We start from the raw sequence: 19,920 nt of genomic DNA on the forward strand, positions 1-19,920 counted from the left end.
CGCGCTGCGCTGAAGGTTAGGCTCTGCGGCAAGCCGATGCCAGCCCCCTCATGTCGCAGCAACTTCAGGCCGCGCGGGCGGGTTCGAATACGACGACCCGGTTGCGGCCCGCTGCCTTGGCGGCCAGCAGGGCACGGTCGGCGCGTTCCAGCGTCTCGCGGGCTAGCTGTTCGGGCCAGGCGCTGCGATCCGAGGGCAGGGCCGTCGCCACCCCGACCGAGACCGTCACCCGGGTCTGCCCCCCGCCCGACAGGCTGGGTAGCGCGATGGGCCTGTCCTGCACGGCAAGCCGCAGCCGTTCGGCGACCGCCTCGGCCCCAGGCCCGTCGCAGGGACAGAGAACGGCCAGAAACTCCTCGCCGCCCATGCGCGCGGCCATCCCCTCGGCGCCGAGCGCGTCACCGATGCGCTGTGATATGGCCACCAGGACCGCGTCACCCGCCGCATGGCCGAAGCGGTCGTTGATCGACTTGAAATGGTCCAGATCCATCGCCAGCACCGAAAAGGCCCGGTCGCCGATGATCGCGTCGCGCGCGATTTCGGACAGGCGCGGCAGGGCGTAGCGGCGGTTGTAGAGCCCGGTCAGGGGGTCGGTCATCGCCCAGACCATGTGGCGGCGCACCTCGGCGCGCTGGTGGTCGCCGCGCGTCTTGCGCGCCAGTTGCATCCGCAGCGCCATGGCGGCGGCGTCGATCTCGTCGGGGCCGGCCAGCGTGTCGGGCAGCACGTCGCCCGCCCCCAGATCCAGCGCGATCGCCGCCATCTCGCCCCGGTCGGGGGCGATGGCGATCACGAAGCCCGCATTGCGCGACCCGTGGCGCGAGCGCAGTTCCGACAGCAATTGCAGCCCGTCGCCACGCTGTTCCAGGTCGGCGCAGATGAGGTAGAGATCCGCGGGCCGCCCCTGCCGCACCGCGGACAGGGCCTCTTCGGGGTTGCGGATGTCGAATCGCGCCTCGATCCGGTCGGACAGCAATTGCCGCCAGCGCTGCGAGCGCGAGGGGCTGTCGGTCACAAGCGCGATGCGCGGCGATTGCAGCCCCTCGAAAGGCGTTGCGCCCTCGCTCATCCCCAAACCCACGGGCAGGGCGGGTTCGCTGTCGCGCAGAAGGCCGCGAACGCGGGCCAGCAGCATCTGGTCGTTGATCTCGGGGTCCAGCGCTGCGGCGGCGCCCGCCTGCAGCGCGGCCAGCCGCGACCGGGTCGGCACCAGCATCAGGATCGGCACCGAGCCATGCGGCCCCGCGCCCGACAGTTCCTCGCACAGCTGCAGCGCCTCGCCCTCGGGGAACCCGTTGCCGAGGATCACCAGATCGGGCCGCACCTCCTCGACAAGGCCCGCGATCTGGTCGATCGCGGTGGCGGTGATCACGTCATAGCAGGCCGCCGACAGCCGCACCTTGAGGGTGATGCGTGTCGTCGCGACTCCGTCTGCGACCAGAATTCGTGCGGTCATCCTGTTGGCCTCGCCCGGCATGGCATGTGACTGTCATTTTCCGGCGAAATCCTTAACAAAGTGTTTCCGGACGGGCGCCTTGGCGTCGCTCTTGCGAAAAATTGGAAAGATCATGGCTATTTCTGCATCCCAGGCCCGCGACAGGGCCACCGCGCTGTTGCTGCACATCACCGAACGCCCCGAGATCCTGTCGGCCTTTCTGGCCGCCAGCGGGTTGCAGCCGGGTGATTTGCGGGCGATGGCACGCGACGGCTCGGCGCAGCTGGCGCTGCTGGACTTCCTGGCCGAGGAAGATGCGCGCCTTCTGGACGTCGCCCAAAGCGCGGGCATGGCCCCGCGCGACATCATGGAGGCGCAGATCTTCCTGTCGGGGCCGGGCAGCCACGCCTGGGCAGCCGACTAGAAGCGGCCTTGAGGCGCGGCCTTCTTTGGCTTAGCAGGGCGGGATGCGTATTCTCTTTCTTGGCGATGTGATGGGCCGGTCGGGCCGCCGGGCGATTTCCGAGCGGCTGGCGGGCCTCAGGGCGCGGCTGAAGGCCGATCTGGTTGTGGTGAATGCCGAGAATGCCAGCGGTGGGCGCGGCGTGACGGCGGGGCACGCGCAGCTTCTGCTGGAATCGGGGGCTGATTGCCTGACGCTTGGCGACCATGCCTTCGACCAGAAGGACATGATCGCCTATATCGACCGCGAGCCGCGCATCGTCCGCCCCCTGAACTTCGCACGCGAGGCGCCGGGGCGCGGCCATACGATCATCAGCGATGCCCGCGGGCGCAAGGCGCTGATCGTGCAGGCGCTTGGCCAGGTCTTCATGTCGCGGCCCTATGACGATCCGTTCTCGGCGCTGGACGGGGTGCTGAGGGCGCATCCTCCGGGCGGGATGGTGCAGGCGGCGCTGATCGACATCCACGCCGAGGCCACCAGCGAGAAAATGGCCGTCGGCCATTTCTGCGATGGCCGCGCCAGCATCGTGGTCGGCACCCATACCCATGTGCCGACCGCCGACGCGCAGATCCTGCCGCGCGGCACGGCCTATCTGTCCGATGCGGGCATGTGCGGCGATTACGACAGTGTCATCGGCATGGAAAAGACCGAGCCATTGCGCCGTTTCATCACCGGCATGGCGCGCGACCGCTTCACCCCGGCCGAGGGCGAGGCGACCCTGTCGGGCGTGCTGGTCGAGACGGATGATCGCGGCGGCCCGGCCCGCAGCATCCTGCCCATCCGCGAGGGCGGGCGGCTGGCGCCGAGCCTGCCTGCATAAAGGCTTTCGCCGCATGATTTGGGTGCTTGCGGCGGGAAGGTCACTTGGCGCAGGATGCCGCCGAATGGGCCGGCCTGCGCGCCGGGTCCGCAAGAACGGGTTGTGAATGTTCGGATTTGAACTGGCCGGAACGTCCGGTGCGCTGCTGACCATCGCGATCATCGCGGGGATGCTGGTCCTCTTCATCCGAGAAACCTATCCGCCCGAAGTCACCGCCATCATCGGCGCGGTGGTGCTGTTGGGTCTGGGCATCCTGCAACCCTCTCAGATCGCGGGGGTCCTGTCGAATTCGGCGCCCTGGACCATCGCCTTCATGTTCATCATCGTGGGCGGGCTGGTCCGCACCGGGGCGCTGGACTGGATCGGCCAGCGCGCCGCCGCCCATGCAGGCGAGCATCCGGTCCTGACGCTGGCGCTGGTCTCTTGCCTGGTTTGCCTGATGTCGGCCTTCGTGAACAACACGCCGCTGGTCGTCGTGATGATGCCGATCTTCATGCAGCTGGCCAAGGAAATGGGCAAATCGCCCTCGAAGCTGCTGATTCCGCTGTCTTATCTGTCGATCCTAGGCGGCACGATGACGCTGATCGGGACCTCGACGAACCTTTTGGTGGACGGGGTCGCCCGTGCGCAGGGGATGCAGCATTTCTCGATTTTCGAGATCACCTGGGTCGGGCTGCCCATGGCCATCGTGGGCGTGCTTTACCTGATGATCTTTGCACCCCGCCTGCTGCCCGACCGCGACTCCATGTCGCAGCTTCTGTCCAGTCGCAGCAAGATGAAGTTCTTCACCGAGGTCGCCATCCCCGAGGGTTCCAGCCTGATCGGCAAGGGCATCGACGAGGTGGACATCTTCAGCCGCGACAGCGCGCGCGTGATCGACGTGCTGCGGGGCGACGCCTCGCTCAGGCGCGATCTGGCCGCCGTGCGGCTGGAAGAAGGGGACCGCGTCGTCCTGCGCACCCCCATGTCCGAGGTTCTGGGCCTTCAGGCGCACAAGGAATTGCGCATGGTGGACAAGCTCAGCTCGGTCCAGACCTCGACGGTCGAGGTGCTGATCACGCCGGGCTGCCGGATGGTGGGCCGCAGCCTCGGCTCGATGCGCCTGCGCCGCCGCTATGGCGTCTATGTGCTGGCCGCACATCGCAAGAACCAGAACATCGGCCGCCAGCTTGACGATCTGGTCGTGCGCGTGGGCGATACGCTGCTGCTGGAGGGCGCGCCGGCCGATGTCCAGCGTCTTGCCGCCGACATGGACATGGTCGAGGTGAACGCCCCTTCGGACCGGGCCTATCGCCGCAAGCACGCGCCCATCGTCGTGGCGGTGCTGCTGGGGGTCGTGCTGCTTGCAGCGCTGGAGGTCGCGCCGATCCTGCTTCTGGCCTTCATCGGGGTGGGGGTGGTGCTTGGCACCCGCTGCATCGACGCCGACGAGGCATTGTCCTTTGTCGATGGCCGGCTGATGGCGCTGATCTTCGCCATGCTGGCGGTCGGCGCGGGGCTGGAGAACAGCGGCGCGGTCGCGCTGATCGTCGATGGCGTGGCGCCGTGGCTGAGCACATTGCCGCCCTGGGCGCTGGTGCTGGCGGTCTACCTGCTGGCCTCGACCCTGACCGAGACGGTCACGAACAACGCGGTCGCGGTGATCCTGACGCCGCTGGCGATCACGCTCGGCCATACGCTCGGGCTGGATCCGCGGCCGCTGGTCGTGGCGGTGATGCTGGGCGCCTCGGCCAGTTTCGCCACGCCGATCGGCTATCAGACGAACACGCTGGTCTATGGCCCGGGCGGCTACCGCTTTGCCGACTTCCTGCGCGTGGGCGTGCCGCTGAACCTGATGATGGCGGTTGTCGCGGCCGTGCTGATCCCGCTGATCTGGCCGCTGAACCCCTGATCGGCTTGCATTTCGGTCAATGCTGCCATGCAGCATCAGCGGTTGTGATTCCCCCTGCGAAACACGATCTAGGGCGCAGGGGAGGAAACGGCTTGTCACATGCAAGGAGTTTCCGAAATGGCAACCATCACAACCAATGCCCGCGGGCAAGGTTTTTCGGCCTCGGTTCTTCTGGCGCCGTTCCGCGCGATTGGCCGCTTCATGGTCATGCTGGCCGAAGCCAGCCCGCAGATGCGCGCCCTGAGCCGCCTCAGCGCGACTTCGGACGAGGAACTGGCCGCCAAGGGCCTGACCCGCGACGGCGAAATCCGCCGCATTCTGGGTGGCGCCGCCGCGCTCTGATCGCGCAGCAGCTGCCAAGACGCATCCGCGGTCCGGTTCCGGGCCGCGTTTTGCGTTTCAGCTCTCAGAGCGGCCACACAATCAGCAAAAGCGGCACCGAGACGGCCAGCACGATCAGTTCAAGCGGCAGGCCCATCCGCCAGTAATCCGAAAAGCGGTAATTGCCCGGCCCCAGGATCACGGTGTTGTTCTGGTGCCCGATCGGGGTCAGGAACGCGCAGGACGCGGCCACGGCCACACCCATCAGAAAGGCGTCGGGCTGGACCTGCAATTGTTCGGCCAGGCGGATGCTGACCGGCGCGGCGATGATCGTGGTGGCGTTGTTGTTCAGCACGTCCGACAGCAACATCGTGGCCCCCATCAGCAACAGCAGCGCCAGCCAGGCGGGATAGCCTTGCGTCAGCGCCGCCAGCCCGGATGCGATCAGCGCCGTCCCCCCGGTCTGGTCCAGCGCCAGGCCAAGCGGGATCATCGCGCCGAGCAGCACGATCACCGGCCAATCCACGTGATTGTAAAGCTCGTTCACCGACAGCACGCCCGACAGCACATAGGCGATGATCACGCAGCCAAGCGCGATCGGCATCGAGGTCAGCCCCAGACTGGTCGCCAGCACCGCCAGCGCGAACAGCGCGATGGCCCGGCGCATGTGGCGCTCGCGGTTCACGGGCAGGACGCCCCCGTCGATCCGCAGAAGGCCGGTCGCCTGCAGCAATTCCTCGGCCCGGCTGTCGGGAACCAGCATCAGCACCATGTCGCCCGATTCCAGCACCTGACGCGGCAGGCCGTGCCGCAAGGCGATACCCCGACGGCGCAGCCCGATCAGCACGCAGTCATGGCGGTTCATTACCCCGAAGGACTGGACGCTGTGCCCGATCAGCTCGGATGCGGCGGGCACAAGGCATTCGACCAGATGCTGTTCCTCGGCATCGGGACGTGCGCGCGGCTCGTTTCGGCCGTCGGGAAAGGCCAGGTTCTGGGTCGAACGGAAAGCGTCCAGCGCCGCGGGGTCGGCGCGCAGGACCAGCGCGTCGCCATCCTCGATCTGCTGCTCGTCCAGCTTGCCGGCCAGTTCCTGCCCGCGCCTGAGGATCGCGATGATGCGGACGCCCTGCTTCAGCGCCTCGGCCCGCGCGTCGCCCAGAACCCGCAGCCCGTCCAGGCTGGACGGCGTCACCACCAGCGCCGCAAGATAGCGCCGCTGCGGCCCGTCCTGACCCGGCCCCGTCTCGGCCAGGCGCGCGGGCAGAAGCCGCCAGCCGATCAGCGCGATGAAGGCGATCCCCGCCGCCGCCACCGCCCCGCCCACCGGCAGGAAGTCGAACATCCGGTAGGGCTCGCCCAGCACATCCGCGCGAAAGCCCGAGACGATCAGGTTCGGAGGCGTCCCGATCAGCGTCAGCATCCCGCCCAGGATCGTGGCGAAGGCCAGCGGCATCAGCGTCAGCCCCGCCGCACGCTTCGCCTTGCGCGCGGCCTGAAGATCGACCGGCATCAGCATCGCCAGCGCCGCGATGTTGTTCATGAAGCCCGACAGGATCCCGCCCACCATCCCGAAGGTCAGGATATGGCCCGTCGTGCCGCGCTCGCGCCCCGCGATCAGCCGCGTCAGCCGCGCGACGGCGCCGCTGCGCACCAGACCTGCCGTGGCGATCAGCACCAGCGCGACGATCAGCGTGGTCGGGTTGCCGAAACCGTCAAAGGCGCGCTCGGCCGGAACGACGCCCAAGAGCACCGCCGCCATCAGCCCCGCGAAGGCCACCAGATCATAGCGCCAGCGCCCCCAGAACATCAGCACCATCATCACCCCGAGCAGCGTGAACAGCACCAGTTGCGGATAGGTCATCCTTGTCCCCCCGGCCCGGTTCCGCCGGGCTTGCCTGTTCTAACGTATCAGCCGGTTTCGGGTTCGTCTTGCGGGCGCGCCTCGGGCTGGACTAGAAGCGGCACAGTTTTCATCCGAACTGCGAAGGACGACCCCACATGGCAGGTCATTCCAAATGGGCCAATATCCAGCATCGCAAGGGCCGGCAGGACAAGCTGCGCTCGAAGCTCTTTTCGAAGCTGGCCAAAGAGATCACCGTGGCGGCGAAGATGGGCGACCCCGACCCTGAGAACAATCCCCGCCTGCGTCTGGCCGTCAAGGAGGCCAAGTCGAAATCCGTCCCCAAGGACGTGATCGACCGCGCGATCAAGAAGTCGCAGGGCGGCGATGCCGAGAATTACGAGGAAATCCGCTACGAGGGTTACGGCCCGAACGGCATCGCGCTGGTCGTCGAGGCGATGACCGACAACCGCAACCGCACGGCCTCGAACGTGCGCAGCTACTTCACCAAGGCGGGCGGCGATCTGGGCCAGACGGGTTCGGTCAGCTTCATGTTCGACCGCGTGGGCGAGATCATGTATCCGCTGTCGGTCGGTGACGCCGACACGGTGATGATGGCCGCGATCGAGGCGGGTGCCGACGATGTCTCGACCGATGACGAAGGCCACTGGATCTACTGCGCCGACACCGCGCTGAACGAGGTCTCGACCGCGCTGGAATCCGCGCTTGGCGAATCCGAGATGGCCAAGCTGATCTGGAAGCCGCAGGCGCCGACCGAGATCACCGATCTCGAGACCGCGCAGAAGCTGATGAAGCTGATCGACATGCTGGAAGATGACGATGACGTGCAGAACGTCACCGGCAATTTCGACCTGTCGGGCGAACTGGCCGAGCAGATGTAAGCGCCGTGCGCCCTAGCGGAACCGTTCCGTCAGGGCGCGCAGCCGGTCCGACAGGCTCTGCGGCCGGTCGGCTGGCGCGGGTTTCGCGGCGGGTGCCGCCCCAGGGCGCGGGTGCTTGGCCGATGGCGCCTCGGGCCGTCCGGCATTGCGCGGCGGAGCGGTCCGCGAGGCGACCGCGTTCAGGAACCGCGGCCCGTCGCCAAGCGCCAGCGCCTCGGCCCCGTCCGAGATGCCGCGCATCAGATCATCCAGCCAATCCTGTTCGGCCTTGGCGAAATCGGACAGCACATAGGGCGCGACCTTGTCCTTGTGCCCCGGATGGCCGATCCCCAGCCGCACGCGGCCGTAAGCCTCGCCGACATGCTGGTGGATCGAGCGCAGGCCGTTATGGCCCGCATGGCCGCCGCCCTGTTTCAGGCGGCACTTGCCCGGCGCCAGATCCAGCTCGTCGTGAAGGACGATCACATCGGCGGGGGTCAGCTTCAGGTATCGCATCGCCTCGCCCACAGATTGCCCCGACAGGTTCATGAATGTCTGCGGTTTCAGCAGAACGACCCGCGCCGCGCCGATCCGGCCCTCGGCGGTCAGACCCTGAAAGCGGGCCTTCCAAGGCCCCAGACCGTGATCCTCGGCCATGCGGTCCAGCGCCATGAAGCCGATATTGTGGCGGTTCGCGGCATATTTCGCGCCCGGATTGCCCAGACCGACGATCAGTTTCATCAGGCGCCCCCATCCTTGGTGCTGCCCTGGGAAAGGGCATTTCTGATTTGCGTCCCTTGCGGCGGACCTTGCCGGTTACTAAGACTCTGTCAACCTTTCGCGGCTAAGACAGGGTGGAATGCCCGGACGAATCGCGGGAACCAGGGAAGAACAGGCAAGGACAGAAGATGAGCGATCCGGCAGAATTCTACATGAACACCCTCGTTCCCATGGTGGTCGAACAGACCTCGCGCGGCGAACGGGCCTATGACATCTTCTCGCGCCTGCTGAAGGAACGGATCATCTTCGTCTCGGGTCCCGTCCATGACGGCATGTCCACGCTGATCTGTGCGCAACTTCTGTTCCTCGAGGCGGAAAACCCCTCGAAGGATATCAGCATGTATATCAACAGCCCCGGCGGTGTCGTGACCTCGGGCCTGTCGATCTACGACACGATGCAATACATCCGCCCGCGCGTCTCGACGCTGGTGGTGGGGCAGGCGGCCTCGATGGGCTCTCTGCTGCTGGCCGCGGGTCAGCCGGGTCTGCGCTATTCGCTGCCCAACAGCCGCGTGATGGTCCACCAGCCCTCGGGCGGGTTCCAGGGTCAGGCAACCGACATCCTGATCCATGCCCGCGAGACCGAGAAACTGAAGCGCCGCCTGAACGAGATCTATGTGAAACATACCGGCCGGACCCTCTCCGAAGTCGAGGAGGCGTTGGAGCGTGATCGCTTCATGTCGCCCGAAGAGGCAAAGGAGTGGGGCCTGATCGACGAGGTCGTCGCGCCGCGCGGCAAAGTGGACCCTGACAAGAAATAGCCGCGTTGGGGATTGTGACGGGCTCTGTCCGTCCGTAACATGAAGCAAAGCCCGTTTCGCCCGTTCGGCGGGGCGGGAGATCAGGACATGCGGCCGAAGGCGACAGCCGGGGCCGCCCGCAGACCGCCTGACCGGCTGCGGAATTGAAGGAAGTGGACGATGGCGAACCAGTCCGGCGGCGACAGCAAGAACACGCTCTATTGCAGCTTCTGCGGCAAGAGCCAGCACGAGGTGCGAAAGCTCATCGCGGGGCCGACCGTGTTCATCTGCGATGAATGCGTCGAATTGTGCATGGACATCATCCGCGAAGAGACCAAATCGACCGGGCTCAAGACCGGCAATGGCGTGCCGACCCCGCGCGAGATCTGCGGCGTGCTGGACGATTACGTGATCGGCCAGGAACATGCCAAGCGTGTCCTGTCGGTGGCCGTCCACAACCACTACAAGCGCCTGAACCACGGCGGCAAGGGTGAGATCGAGCTGGCCAAGTCGAACATCCTGCTGATCGGCCCGACCGGCTGCGGCAAGACGCTTCTGGCGCAGACGCTGGCGCGCATTCTCGACGTGCCCTTCACGATGGCCGATGCGACCACCCTGACCGAGGCCGGCTATGTGGGCGAGGATGTCGAGAACATCATCCTCAAGCTTCTGCAGGCCAGCGAATACAATGTCGAACGCGCGCAGCGCGGCATTGTCTATATCGACGAGGTCGACAAGATCACGCGCAAGTCCGACAACCCCTCGATCACGCGCGATGTCTCGGGAGAGGGGGTGCAACAGGCGCTGCTGAAGATCATGGAGGGCACGGTCGCCAGCGTGCCGCCGCAGGGTGGGCGCAAGCATCCGCAGCAGGAATTCCTGCAGGTTGACACGACGAACATCCTGTTCATCTGCGGCGGTGCCTTTGCGGGCCTCGACCGGATCATCGCACAGCGCAACAAGGGCACGGCGATGGGCTTCGGCGCCTCGGTCAAGGAAAAGGACGATCGGGGTGTGGGCGAGCTGTTCAAGGAACTCGAACCCGAGGATCTGCTGAAATTCGGTCTGATCCCGGAATTCGTCGGCCGTCTGCCGGTCATCGCCACCTTGACCGACCTGGACGAGGAGGCGCTGATCATCATCCTGACCAAGCCCAAGAACGCGCTGGTCAAACAGTATCAGCGTCTGTTCGATCTTGAAGGGGTGCAGCTGACCTTCACCGACGATGCGCTGACTGCCATCGCCAAGCGCGCGATCAAGCGCAAGACTGGGGCGCGTGGTCTTCGCTCGATCATGGAGGAGATCCTGCTCGACACGATGTTCGAGCTGCCGGGCATGGACAGCGTAGTCGAGGTGGTCGTCAACGAGGACGCGGTCGAGAACCCGAGCGTGAAGCCGCTGCTGATCCACACCGATGCCAAGAAGGAAAGCGCCTCGGCCGGTTGAGGCGCCTTTCCGGCGATCCGTCGCACTGGACCTTGCCGCCAAACTGCGGCATATGCTTCCCGACAGACCTTCAACACGGTGGACCCGATGTCCTTTCTGCTGCGTTTCCTGACCTGGTGGAACAGCCAGACGCTCAACACCCAGTTCTGGACCTGGCGCAATGGGGTCAAGGTCGGCGAGGATGTCGAGGGTAACGTTTTTTACAAAAGCCGCGACGGAAAGCGCCGTTGGGTCATCTTCAACGGCGAGGCCGAGGCCAGCCGCATCAGCCCGGAATGGCATGGCTGGTTGCACCACACCTGGAACGAGGCGCCGACCGAACAGCCGCTGCCGCGCAAGACCTGGGAACAGCCGCACAAGCCCAACCTGACTGGCACGCCCGCGGCCTATGTGCCCGAGGGGTCGCTGATGCGGGCCCAGCCTGCTCAGCGCCGCGATTACGACGCCTGGCAGCCGGAATAAATGAGCGTCACGGCCTCCGAGGCGCGGGGTGAGCTGGTCGCCGGGGGGGTTGTCCTTGCGGTGGCCATCGGCTTTCTGGGCTGGGCAGCCAGCGGCAGGATGATGCCCGGCAGCGGATATGAGGTGACGGCCTCCTTTCCCGATGTCGATGGCGTGACCGTGGGCACCGAGGTCCGGCTGGCCGGTGTGCCGGTCGGCCGCGTCGCCGCGATCACGCTCAACCGACAGACTTACATGGCGGATGCGGTGCTGCGGTTGCCGCAGGACGTGCTGCTGCCCGCCGACAGCGCCGCGATCATCCAGTCGGACGGTCTGCTGGGCGGCGCCTATATCCAGCTTCAACCCGGCGGCAGCATGGATAATCTCGCTCCCGGCGACGAGATCGAGGACGTCCAGGGCGCTGTCAGCCTGTTTCAGCTGATGATGAAATTCGTGGACAGCCAATCGGGCGAGACCGCGCCATGAAGTGGTTTGCCGCCATGCTGGCGCTGACCCTTTCCACCGGTGCCTTGGCGCAGGATCAGGCCGAGACGCAGCGCGCCGGTGCTGCCATGTTGCGTGGGCTGGACAAGGTGTCGGGCCGGGTGACGGACCTGCCGGTCCAGGTGGGCGAGGCGATCCGTTATGGCCGGCTTGAGATCCGGCTGGGCGAGTGCCGCTATCCAGCCGCCGATCCCAGTTCTGACGCCTATGCACAGTTGACGATCATCGATCTGCGCCAGAATACGCAGGTTTTCGCGGGCTGGATGCTGGCCAGCGCGCCGGCCTTGTCAGCACTGGACGATGCCCGCTACGATGTCTGGGTGATTTCCTGCCAGAGCTGATCGGCCCCAGGCAGATGATGTGACCGGAAATCTGCGCTCAGGGTGATCGCCTCGCGCAGCAGCGCTTGATAGCGCGTGCGCGGGATTTCGTATCCGCCCATGCTGGCCAGATGCGGTGTCAGGAATTGCGTGTCGAACAGGCGGAAGCCGCAGCGTTTCAGATGCGACGAGGTCCAGAGCAGCGCCATGCGCGACCCGTTCCGCCGCGTCGAGAACATCGATTCACCGAAGAAGGCGCCGCCGATCGTGACGCCGAAAATGCCGCCCGCCAGCGCTCCGTCCCGTCGGACCTCGATCGCATGGGCGTGCCCCGACAGGTGCAGCTGGTGATAGAGCTGACGCAGCGGCTCGTTGATCCAGGTCGTCTCGCGGGCGGCGCAGCCTTCGACGATGGTGTCGAAATCGCAATCCAGATGGGCCGTCCAGCCCCCCCGCCTCAGATCTCGCAGCAAAGAGCGCGAGGCGTGGACGCCGCCCACTGGCAGCACCCCGCGCATCGGAGGATCGACCCAGAACAGGCGGTCATCCTCGGCGCTGTCGGCCATGGGAAAGACGCCCCGCGCGTAGCTGTCCAGTAGACGCGCGGGGCCGATCACAGTCTCAGCCGTAATGCTTCTCCAGCCAGCGCTCGAGCCAGTGGATCGAGTAGTCGCCGGACTGGATGTCAGGCTCGGCCAGAAGGGCGCGGAACAGCGGCACGGTCGTCTCGACGCCGTCCACGATCAGCTCGCCCAGGGCGCGCGACAGGCGGGCCAGCGCCTCGTCCCGGTCCCGGCCATGCACGATCAGCTTGCCGATCAGGCTGTCGTAATAGGGCGGGATCGAATAGCCCTGATAAAGCGCCGAATCCATTCGCACGCCCAGTCCGCCGGGCGCATGATATTGGGTGATGCGGCCGGGGCAGGGCGTGAAGCCCGGCACCTTTTCGGCGTTGATCCGCACCTCGATCGAATGGCCGTTGATGACCAGATCGTCCTGCTCGAATTCCATCGGCAGGCCGGCGGCGACGCGGATCTGCTGGCGAACAAGGTCCACGCCAAAAATCGCCTCGGTCACGGGATGTTCGACCTGAAGGCGGGTGTTCATCTCGATGAAGTAGAACTCTCCGTCCTCATAGAGGAATTCAATCGTGCCGGCGCCGGAATAACCAATCCGGGCGACGGCATCGGCGCAGATCTTGCCGATCCGGGCGCGTTCCTCGGCCGAGATGGCGGGGCCAGGAGCCTCTTCCAGCACCTTCTGGTGGCGGCGCTGCAGCGAGCAGTCGCGTTCGCCCAGATGGACCGCGCGGCCCTTGCCGTCGCCGAAGACCTGGATCTCGATATGGCGGGGGCGTTGCAGGTATTTTTCGATATAGACGTCCGGGTTGCCAAAGGCGGCCTTGGCCTCGGACCGTGCGGTGCGGAAGGCGACTTCCAACCCGGCCTCGTCCAGCGCAACCTTCATGCCGCGCCCGCCACCGCCTGCGGTGGCCTTGATGATGACCGGATAGCCGATCTGGGCCGCGACGCGCTTGGCCTCGTCCACATCGTTCACGCCGCCATCGCTGCCCGGAACGCAGGGCACGCCAAGCGCCTTCATCGTGTCCTTGGCGGTGATCTTGTCACCCATGATGCGGATGTGTTCCGCGCGGGGGCCGATGAAGACCAGGTCGTGATCCTCGACCATCTGCACGAAGCCGGCATTTTCCGACAGGAAGCCGTAGCCCGGATGGATGGCCTGCGCGCCGGTGATCTCGCAGGCGGAAATCAGGGCCGGCATCGACAGGTAGCTCTGGCCCGAGGGGGGAGGGCCGATGCAGACCGATTCGTCGGCCATGCGGACATGCATGGCGTCGGCATCGGCGGTGGAATGGACCGCGACCGAGGCGATGCCCATCTCGCGGCAGGCGCGGATCACGCGCAGCGCGATCTCGCCCCGGTTGGCGATGAGGATCTTGTCGAACATGCGCGTCACTCGACGATCATCAGGGGCGTGCCGAACTCGACCGGGGTGCCGTCATCGACGAGGATCCGCTTGACGGTGCCCGCGCGGGGCGAGGGGATGTGGTTCATCGTCTTCATCGCCTCGACGATCATCAGCGTGTCGCCCTCGGCCACGGTCTGGCCGACGGTGACGAAGGGCGCGGCGCCCGGCTCGGCGGCCAGATACGAGGTGCCGACCATGGGCGAGGTCACGGCGCCGGGGTGGCTGGCGGGGTCCTCGCTGGTGGCGGGGGCCGCCAGGGCGGCGGGTGCCGCGGCGGAGGCCGCCGCCTGTGCGGGGGCTGCTGCGGGGGCTGCGGCCGGGGCCGAGGCATAGACCACCTGCTTGCCCTGCTTGGTCAGGCTGACGGTCAGGCGGTCATGTTCGCCATATTCCCGCTTGACCGAAATCTCGTTCAACTCGCTTGCATTCAGAAGTTCGGCCAGCGACCGGATGAAGGCAACGTCGCCCTCGTGATGCTTGTCCGTGTTGGAATCGTTGCTCATGCCATCCTCTGCCATCTTCTGGTCGGGCCGCGTTCCTGCGCGGCGATTGCGGGGCTTATAGCCTTTCTGCCTGCCCGAGGGGAAGGGTCTGGCGCCCTTCAGGGCCCGCAGTATTGGAATTCAATGCCTTCAGCCCTGACGTGCCGCCTTTTCGGCCAGTCCGGACTGACCTTCGCGGCGGGTCAACTCGGCCTCGAGGTCGGCCAGCGTCACGTCCCGCGCCGCCAGCATCACCAGCAGGTGAAAGATCACGTCGGCGGCCTCGGCGGTCAGGCGGTCGCGGTCGCCCCGGACGGCCTCGATCACGGCCTCGATGGCCTCTTCGCCGAATTTCTCGGCGCATTTCTCGGGGCCCTTCGACAGCAGCTTCGCGGTCCAGGAACTGTCGGGATCGGCGGCCTTGCGGGCCTCGATCGTTGCGGCAAGGCGGTGAAGGGCGCTCATGTCAGCCTCATCGGGATGCCGGCGGCGGCCATATGGGCCTTGGCCTCGGCGATGGTGTGGGTGCCGAAATGGAAGATCGAGGCCGCCAGGACGGCGCTGGCGCGGCCTTCGGTCACGCCCTCGACCAGGTGATCCAGCGTGCCGACCCCGCCCGAGGCGATGACGGGGATGTTCACCGCATCGGCGATGGCGCGGGTCAGGGGCAGGTTGAAGCCCGCCCGCGTGCCGTCGCGGTCCATCGAGGTCAGAAGGATCTCGCCCGCGCCCTTGGCCTCCACCAGCCGCGCGAATTCGACCGCGTCGATGCCGGTGGGCTTTCTGCCGCCATGGGTGAAGATCCGCCATTCCCCCGGCGCGACCGTCTTGGCGTCGATGGCCACGACGATGCACTGGCTGCCGAATCGGTCGGCGGCCTGGGCCACCACATCGGGATCGGCCACGGCGGCCGAGTTGAAGCTGACCTTGTCCGCCCCCGCCAGCAGCAGCGCGCGCACATCGTGATGGGTCCGCACGCCGCCGCCCACCGTCAGCGGCACGAAGCATTGTTCGGCCGTGCGCGTCACCAGATCGAACATCGTGCCGCGGTTTTCATGCGTGGCGTGGATGTCGAGAAAGCAGATCTCGTCGGCGCCGGCGGCGTCATAGGCGCGGGCGGCCTCGACCGGGTCTCCGGCATCGACCAGATCGACGAAGTTCACGCCCTTGACCACGCGGCCATCGGCCACGTCGAGGCAGGGGATGATGCGGGTCTTGAGCATCGGGCAGGGCCTTTGTCGGGGTCGGTCAGGCTGCTTCTAGCGCAGGCCGGGGCGCGGGGCCAGAGCGGGCAGGGGGGCGCTGCCCCCCATCGCGCGAGCGCGATTCCCCCCGGGATATTTGCACCAAGGCAAAGGATCAGCCGAGCGCGGCGAGAGCTTCGCCCAGATCCAGCGCGCCGTCATAGAGCGCGCGGCCCGAGATCGCGCCCGCGATCACGCCGGTCGCGGCCAGCGCCTTGAGATCGGCCAGTGACGAGACCCCGCCCGAGGCGATGACGGGGATCTGGACGGCGCGGGCCAGCGCCTCGGTCGCCGCGATGTTGGGGCCGCCCATCGCGCCGTCGCGGTCGATATCGGTGTAGATGATGGCGGCCACGCCGGCGTCCTGGAACTGGCGGGCGAGGTCGGTCGCGTCGATATCGGTCTCGGTCGCCCAGCCGCGCGTGGCCACCCGACCCGCCCGCGCGTCGATGCCGACGGCGATGTGGCCGGGGAAGGCGGCGGCGGCTTCGCGCACGAGAGCGGGGTTCTCGACCGCGACCGTGCCTAGGATCACCCGGTCGAGCCCGCGCGAAAGCCAGGTTTCGATCGTCGCCATGTCGCGGATGCCGCCGCCCAGTTGGGCGGGGATGTCGATGGCGGCAAGGATCGCCTCGACCGCTGCGGCATTGACCGGGTGGCCCGCGAAGGCGCCGTTCAGGTCCACCAGATGCAGATAGCGCGCGCCTGCGTCCTGGAATGCGCGGGCCTGGGCTGCGGGGTCGGTGCCGAACACCGTCGCGGCCTCCATCTCGCCGCGCAGCAGGCGCACGCAATTGCCGTCCTTCAGGTCAATGGCAGGATAGAGGATCATGGCGCGCCCTTCCGTGATGGTATCGATCTGGCGCGTCTTTGGCATGACGCAAGGTCCGGCGGCAAGAGGCGGACCTGACGTCATGCTTGCCAGATGCGCGATGGCCGCGACAATCTGGTCCCATTCCTGAGGAGGAGGGACCATGCGTCACATCATTCTGGCCGCCGGGCTGGCACTGGCCGCGGGCGCGGCTGCCGCCGACCCGATCGAGGGGGTCTGGCAGACCCAGCCTGACGAGGGCGCCTTTGCCCATGTCACCATCGCGCCCTGCGGCAGCGCCTATTGCGGCACGATCACCCGCGCCTTCAAGGACCAGGCCGAATATGCCTCGCCCAATGTCGGGCGGCAGATCGTCATCGACATGGCCCCCCAAGGCGGCGGCAATTACCAGGGCCGCGTGTGGCGCCCGGCCAATGACCGCATCTATGCAGGCAAGGCTGCCGTGTCGGGCAACCAGATGAGCCTGTCGGGCTGCGTCGCGGGCGGGCTTTTGTGCAAGAGCCAGACCTGGGTCAAGGTGCAGTAGGCATCACGCCGGGCGGGGGCGCTTCATGTTGGCCAAGTGGACGTCGATCGCCTCGTTGATGTCGTCATACCAGGTCAGCCGCCCCGCCTCGAGCACGGCGCCGCGATCGCAGATCTCGCGCAGAAGGCCCATCGAGTGACTGACGACGACCGCCCCGGCCTGGGCCAGGCGGTCGTTGAAGACGCGGTTCGACTTGGATTTGAACGCAGCGTCGCCCACCGCCGATACTTCGTCCACCAGATAAGTGTCGAAGGGCACCGCCATCGAGATTCCGAAGGCCAGCCGCGACTTCATGCCGGACGAATAGGTCCGGATCGGCATTTTGAAATGCTGCCCCAATTCCGCGAAATCGGCCACGAAATCGACCATTTCGTCGGTGTCGATCCCGTAGATGCGCGCAACGAAGCGGGTGTTCTGCTCGCCCGTCAGCTCGCCGCTGAAATTGCCCGAGAAACCGACCGGCCAGCTGATCGTCCCGGTCGAGAGGATGCGCCCCGAACTGGGCAGCATCGCGCCCGAGATCATCTTGAGCAGCGACGACTTGCCCGCCCCGTTGCGCCCCAGCAGCGCGACCGAGGTGAAGCTGGGAAAGGTCATGGTGATATGGTCGGCCACGACCTTGTGGCGGCCGTTCAGCGTGTAGGTCTTGCAGAGGTCGTCCAGATGGATCATCGCCGGTCGCGCAGGCTGTAGAAGACCAGCGTGCCGATGATCCAGACCAGCAAGAGGAACCCCAGGATCATCGCCAGAAGCGTGGTGCGTTCGGGGAATTCGGCATCCTGCGCCAAGGTGGGGCGGATATAGGGCGCCAGATAGCGCGACTGGCGGGCGGCCTCGGCGCGGGCGGCCTCGTAGCTGGCCAGCGCGGTCGTGTAGCTGGTCTCGGCGAATTGACGTTCGACCGCGAGGGTCTCGAACTCGCCCACCAGATCGGACAGGGCGCGTTCACCGCTGACGCTGCCGATCTTCAACCGCTCGGCATCGATCTGTTCGCGGATCACGGCGATGCGCAATTCGGTCTGGGCGATGCGCGGATCGTTGTCCTGGGCGTTGGCGCGCAGCAGGCCAAGCGCCACAAGCTGTTCGGCCAGCTGCTGTTGCAGCGAGCTGACCACGCCGACCTGTCCCTGCACATCCGCCGCCGGATCGACCAGCTGATAGCGGTTCCGGAACTCGGTCATCTCGGCGCGGGCCTCGCGCAGGCGCGCCTCGGCGCGGTCGAGTTCCTGGCGGGCATAGCGCAGCGCATCCTCGCGCGCGACGTCGTTCAGCTCGTTGATCAGGATGCCGCCCTCGTCAAGGATAGCCTTGGCGATGGCCTGCGCGTCCTCGGGGGTGAAGGCCAGGATACGCAGGTCGATCATGCCGGTGTCGAAATGGATGCGGACCTTGCGGTCCCATTCGCGCGACAGATCCTCGAGGCTGGTGCCGCCGCGGAAGCGGAAGACCGGATCGTCGGGCGCCTTCGACCAGACCTCTCGCAGGTCGATCCGGGCATTCACCCGTTCGACCAGATCGCGGCTCTGGATGAACTTGTAGAGGATGTCGGTATCGCTGCTTGAACTGCTGGTCACGCCCACCAGCGAGCCCAGCCCGCCCAGGATGTCCGAGGCGCCCGGCGCGCTTTCGCTGCGCACCGAAAAGCCGACATAAGAGGCGTATTGATCGGCCGCACGGAAGTTCAGGTACCACGCGCTGATCAAAAGCGGCAGGGCCACCACAAGCGCGAAGCTGATCACCATCCCGTAGTGGCGCGGCTTCATCCTGGCGGGGCTGGCGGTCGGCCGGATCGGTTGCTTGGCGGCGGCTGCCTTGGGGCCTGCGGGTTTTGGGGTCTGCGGCTGGACCGGCTGGGTTTTTGCCTGCTGCGATGTGGCCTGCTGCGCGGGGGCCTTGCTCTGGCCCGGAGGCGTGACCTGTGCGGGGCTGTTCGAGGGAACCGACATGCGCTTTGGCCGCCTTGGCTTGTTGATCTCTGCCCGGCCCTCATACATAAGCCCGATGGACAGTTCCAGCGCGATCCCCGCCCGTCCGGGCAAAGGAACGTGAGCCGGAGAAGCCCGGAGCCCCCGCGATGTCAGACATCTCCGCCCCCCAGCCCTCAGACCGATCCGCCGAGCGGCCGGCCGCGCCGCTGCCGCAGCGCAAGGCCGGGCAGGGCAAAAAGGGCGACCTGCAAGAGGTCCGCAAGCATCGCCGCTTTGCGTCCTTGCGGGCGATCGGGGCGCTGATGCTGCGCGAGATGGCGACCAGCCACGGCCGGTCCGCCGGGGGCTATCTTTGGGCCATCGCCGAGCCTGTGGGCGGGATCGTCCTCTTGACGCTCATCTTTTCGGTGGGCTTCCGGGCGCCGCCGCTCGGGACGAATTTCGCGATCTTCTATGCGACCGGGGTGGTGCCGTTCATGGCCTATCTGGACATGTCGAACAAGGTCGCGGGATCGATCCGCTATTCCAAGTCGCTGCTGACCTATCCGGCGGTGACCTTCATGGACGCGCTGCTGGCGCGCATCCTGTTCAGCGTCATCACCCAGGCGATGGTGGCGGTGCTGATCTTCACCGGAATCCTGCTGATGCTGGACACGCGCACCGACCCGCAGATCCTGCAGATCGCGCTGGCTTTCGCGATGATGATCCTGATCGCCTCGGCGGTCGGGGTGATGAACTGCTTCCTCTTCGAGGCCTTCACCTGGTGGCAGCCGGTCTGGAGCATCCTGATGCGCCCGCTGTTCCTGGTGTCCTGCATCTTCTTTCTTTTCGACACGATCCCGTTGCCCTACCGCGACTGGCTGTGGTGGAACCCGCTGGTCCATGTGGTCGGCCAGATGCGGCAGGCGTTCTACCCCAGCTATCACGGCGATTACGTCAGCTATATCTATGTCTTCGGGCTGGGGCTGGGGGTGTTCGCCCTGGGGCTGGCGCTGCTCTTGCGCTATCACCGCGACCTGCAGCAGAGCTGAGCG

General features: G+C 66.5%; 23 protein-coding genes. 12 read left to right on the plus strand and 11 right to left on the minus strand.

Going from position 1 to position 19,920, the window contains the following annotated elements:
* Positions 1 to 64: 64 nt before the first annotated feature.
* Positions 65 to 1,456, minus strand: a complete 1,392-nt coding sequence (locus ACTZWU_RS05440) for a diguanylate cyclase (protein ID WP_444736333.1) — start codon at positions 1,454 to 1,456, stop codon at positions 65 to 67.
* A 112-nt stretch (positions 1,457 to 1,568) separates the two neighbouring features.
* Here ACTZWU_RS05440 and ACTZWU_RS05445 point away from each other — a divergent pair, with 112 nt between their 5' ends.
* From ACTZWU_RS05445 to ACTZWU_RS05460, 4 genes are all read left to right on the plus strand, one after another.
* The gene (locus tag ACTZWU_RS05445; RefSeq protein ID WP_444736334.1) at positions 1,569 to 1,859 is read left to right on the plus strand and encodes a DUF3572 family protein; all 291 of its coding nucleotides are present in this window, start codon (positions 1,569 to 1,571) and stop codon (positions 1,857 to 1,859) included.
* 43 nt (positions 1,860 to 1,902) lie between these two features.
* Positions 1,903 to 2,718: a TIGR00282 family metallophosphoesterase gene (locus ACTZWU_RS05450; protein ID WP_444736335.1), complete on the plus strand. Its 816-nt coding sequence runs from the start codon at positions 1,903 to 1,905 to the stop codon at positions 2,716 to 2,718.
* Between the two features lie 106 nt (positions 2,719 to 2,824).
* Positions 2,825 to 4,609 (plus strand): SLC13 family permease, encoded by a 1,785-nt coding sequence (locus ACTZWU_RS05455; RefSeq protein WP_444736336.1) that lies wholly within the window; start codon positions 2,825 to 2,827, stop codon positions 4,607 to 4,609.
* A gap of 117 nt (positions 4,610 to 4,726) precedes the next feature.
* Positions 4,727 to 4,951: a DUF1127 domain-containing protein gene (locus ACTZWU_RS05460; protein ID WP_444736337.1), complete on the plus strand. Its 225-nt coding sequence runs from the start codon at positions 4,727 to 4,729 to the stop codon at positions 4,949 to 4,951.
* A 64-nt stretch (positions 4,952 to 5,015) separates the two neighbouring features.
* On the opposite strand, the gene ACTZWU_RS05465 is transcribed toward ACTZWU_RS05460, so the two are convergent.
* On the minus strand, positions 5,016 to 6,794 hold the full coding sequence (locus ACTZWU_RS05465) for an SLC13 family permease (protein WP_444736338.1): 1,779 nt from the start codon (positions 6,792 to 6,794) through the stop codon (positions 5,016 to 5,018).
* Between the two features lie 137 nt (positions 6,795 to 6,931).
* Between ACTZWU_RS05465 and ACTZWU_RS05470 the strand changes: the two genes are divergently transcribed.
* Positions 6,932 to 7,675 carry a YebC/PmpR family DNA-binding transcriptional regulator gene (locus tag ACTZWU_RS05470; protein WP_444736339.1) on the plus strand — a complete coding sequence of 248 codons (744 nt, stop codon included), beginning with the start codon at positions 6,932 to 6,934 and terminating at the stop codon, positions 7,673 to 7,675.
* 12 nt (positions 7,676 to 7,687) lie between these two features.
* Here the strand turns inward: ACTZWU_RS05470 and pth are convergent, their stop codons facing one another.
* Positions 7,688 to 8,395 carry an aminoacyl-tRNA hydrolase gene (gene pth, locus ACTZWU_RS05475; protein WP_444736340.1) on the minus strand — a complete coding sequence of 236 codons (708 nt, stop codon included), beginning with the start codon at positions 8,393 to 8,395 and terminating at the stop codon, positions 7,688 to 7,690.
* A 167-nt stretch (positions 8,396 to 8,562) separates the two neighbouring features.
* Here pth and ACTZWU_RS05480 point away from each other — a divergent pair, with 167 nt between their 5' ends.
* The 5 genes from ACTZWU_RS05480 to ACTZWU_RS05500 all read left to right on the plus strand — a co-directional run bounded on the left by ACTZWU_RS05480 (position 8,563) and on the right by ACTZWU_RS05500 (position 11,906).
* Positions 8,563 to 9,195, plus strand: a complete 633-nt coding sequence (locus ACTZWU_RS05480; RefSeq protein ID WP_444736341.1) for an ATP-dependent Clp protease proteolytic subunit — start codon at positions 8,563 to 8,565, stop codon at positions 9,193 to 9,195.
* Between the two features lie 159 nt (positions 9,196 to 9,354).
* Positions 9,355 to 10,620 (plus strand): ATP-dependent Clp protease ATP-binding subunit ClpX, encoded by a 1,266-nt coding sequence (gene clpX, locus ACTZWU_RS05485; RefSeq protein WP_444736342.1) that lies wholly within the window; start codon positions 9,355 to 9,357, stop codon positions 10,618 to 10,620.
* 87 nt (positions 10,621 to 10,707) lie between these two features.
* Positions 10,708 to 11,082 carry an NADH:ubiquinone oxidoreductase subunit NDUFA12 gene (locus tag ACTZWU_RS05490; protein ID WP_444736343.1) on the plus strand — a complete coding sequence of 125 codons (375 nt, stop codon included), beginning with the start codon at positions 10,708 to 10,710 and terminating at the stop codon, positions 11,080 to 11,082.
* On the plus strand, positions 11,083 to 11,547 hold the full coding sequence (gene mlaD / locus ACTZWU_RS05495; protein WP_444736344.1) for an outer membrane lipid asymmetry maintenance protein MlaD: 465 nt from the start codon (positions 11,083 to 11,085) through the stop codon (positions 11,545 to 11,547).
* Positions 11,544 to 11,906: a DUF2155 domain-containing protein gene (locus tag ACTZWU_RS05500; RefSeq protein ID WP_444736345.1), complete on the plus strand. Its 363-nt coding sequence runs from the start codon at positions 11,544 to 11,546 to the stop codon at positions 11,904 to 11,906. Before mlaD ends, ACTZWU_RS05500 begins: the two co-directional genes overlap by 4 nt.
* On the opposite strand, the gene aat is transcribed toward ACTZWU_RS05500, so the two are convergent.
* The 6 genes from aat to hisA form a co-directional block, all read right to left on the minus strand.
* Entirely contained in the window at positions 11,873 to 12,502 is a 630-nt protein-coding gene (aat, locus tag ACTZWU_RS05505) for a leucyl/phenylalanyl-tRNA--protein transferase (RefSeq protein WP_444736346.1), read from the minus strand. The genes ACTZWU_RS05500 and aat overlap by 34 nt on opposite strands.
* A 4-nt stretch (positions 12,503 to 12,506) precedes the next feature.
* Positions 12,507 to 13,853, minus strand: a complete 1,347-nt coding sequence (gene accC / locus ACTZWU_RS05510; protein ID WP_444736347.1) for an acetyl-CoA carboxylase biotin carboxylase subunit — start codon at positions 13,851 to 13,853, stop codon at positions 12,507 to 12,509.
* Positions 13,854 to 13,858: 5 nt separating this feature from the next.
* A complete protein-coding gene (gene accB, locus ACTZWU_RS05515) occupies positions 13,859 to 14,377 on the minus strand; it encodes an acetyl-CoA carboxylase biotin carboxyl carrier protein (RefSeq protein WP_444736348.1) in 519 nt (172 codons plus the stop codon).
* 129 nt (positions 14,378 to 14,506) lie between these two features.
* Positions 14,507 to 14,821 (minus strand): phosphoribosyl-ATP diphosphatase, encoded by a 315-nt coding sequence (locus tag ACTZWU_RS05520; RefSeq protein ID WP_444736349.1) that lies wholly within the window; start codon positions 14,819 to 14,821, stop codon positions 14,507 to 14,509.
* Entirely contained in the window at positions 14,818 to 15,579 is a 762-nt protein-coding gene (gene hisF / locus ACTZWU_RS05525) for an imidazole glycerol phosphate synthase subunit HisF (RefSeq protein ID WP_444736350.1), read from the minus strand. The genes ACTZWU_RS05520 and hisF overlap by 4 nt, the downstream gene beginning before the upstream one ends.
* A gap of 136 nt (positions 15,580 to 15,715) precedes the next feature.
* Positions 15,716 to 16,432, minus strand: coding sequence for a 1-(5-phosphoribosyl)-5-[(5-phosphoribosylamino)methylideneamino]imidazole-4-carboxamide isomerase (hisA, locus tag ACTZWU_RS05530; RefSeq protein ID WP_444736351.1), 717 nt, complete (start codon positions 16,430 to 16,432; stop codon positions 15,716 to 15,718).
* A 142-nt stretch (positions 16,433 to 16,574) separates the two neighbouring features.
* Between hisA and ACTZWU_RS05535 the strand changes: the two genes are divergently transcribed.
* Entirely contained in the window at positions 16,575 to 16,958 is a 384-nt protein-coding gene (locus ACTZWU_RS05535) for a DUF2147 domain-containing protein (protein WP_444736352.1), read from the plus strand.
* A gap of 3 nt (positions 16,959 to 16,961) precedes the next feature.
* Here ACTZWU_RS05535 and ACTZWU_RS05540 read toward each other — a convergent pair whose 3' ends face one another.
* Both ACTZWU_RS05540 and ACTZWU_RS05545 read right to left on the minus strand, forming a co-directional pair.
* Positions 16,962 to 17,630 carry an ABC transporter ATP-binding protein gene (locus ACTZWU_RS05540; protein ID WP_444736353.1) on the minus strand — a complete coding sequence of 223 codons (669 nt, stop codon included), beginning with the start codon at positions 17,628 to 17,630 and terminating at the stop codon, positions 16,962 to 16,964.
* Entirely contained in the window at positions 17,627 to 18,904 is a 1,278-nt protein-coding gene (locus tag ACTZWU_RS05545; RefSeq protein WP_444736354.1) for a sugar transporter, read from the minus strand. The genes ACTZWU_RS05540 and ACTZWU_RS05545 overlap by 4 nt, the downstream gene beginning before the upstream one ends.
* 128 nt (positions 18,905 to 19,032) lie before the next feature.
* Here ACTZWU_RS05545 and ACTZWU_RS05550 point away from each other — a divergent pair, with 128 nt between their 5' ends.
* Positions 19,033 to 19,917: an ABC transporter permease gene (locus ACTZWU_RS05550; protein ID WP_444736355.1), complete on the plus strand. Its 885-nt coding sequence runs from the start codon at positions 19,033 to 19,035 to the stop codon at positions 19,915 to 19,917.
* Positions 19,918 to 19,920: the final 3 nt, after the last annotated feature.

This window comes from Paracoccus sp. NSM (assembly GCF_052379855.1).
Classification (GTDB): domain Bacteria; phylum Pseudomonadota; class Alphaproteobacteria; order Rhodobacterales; family Rhodobacteraceae; genus Paracoccus.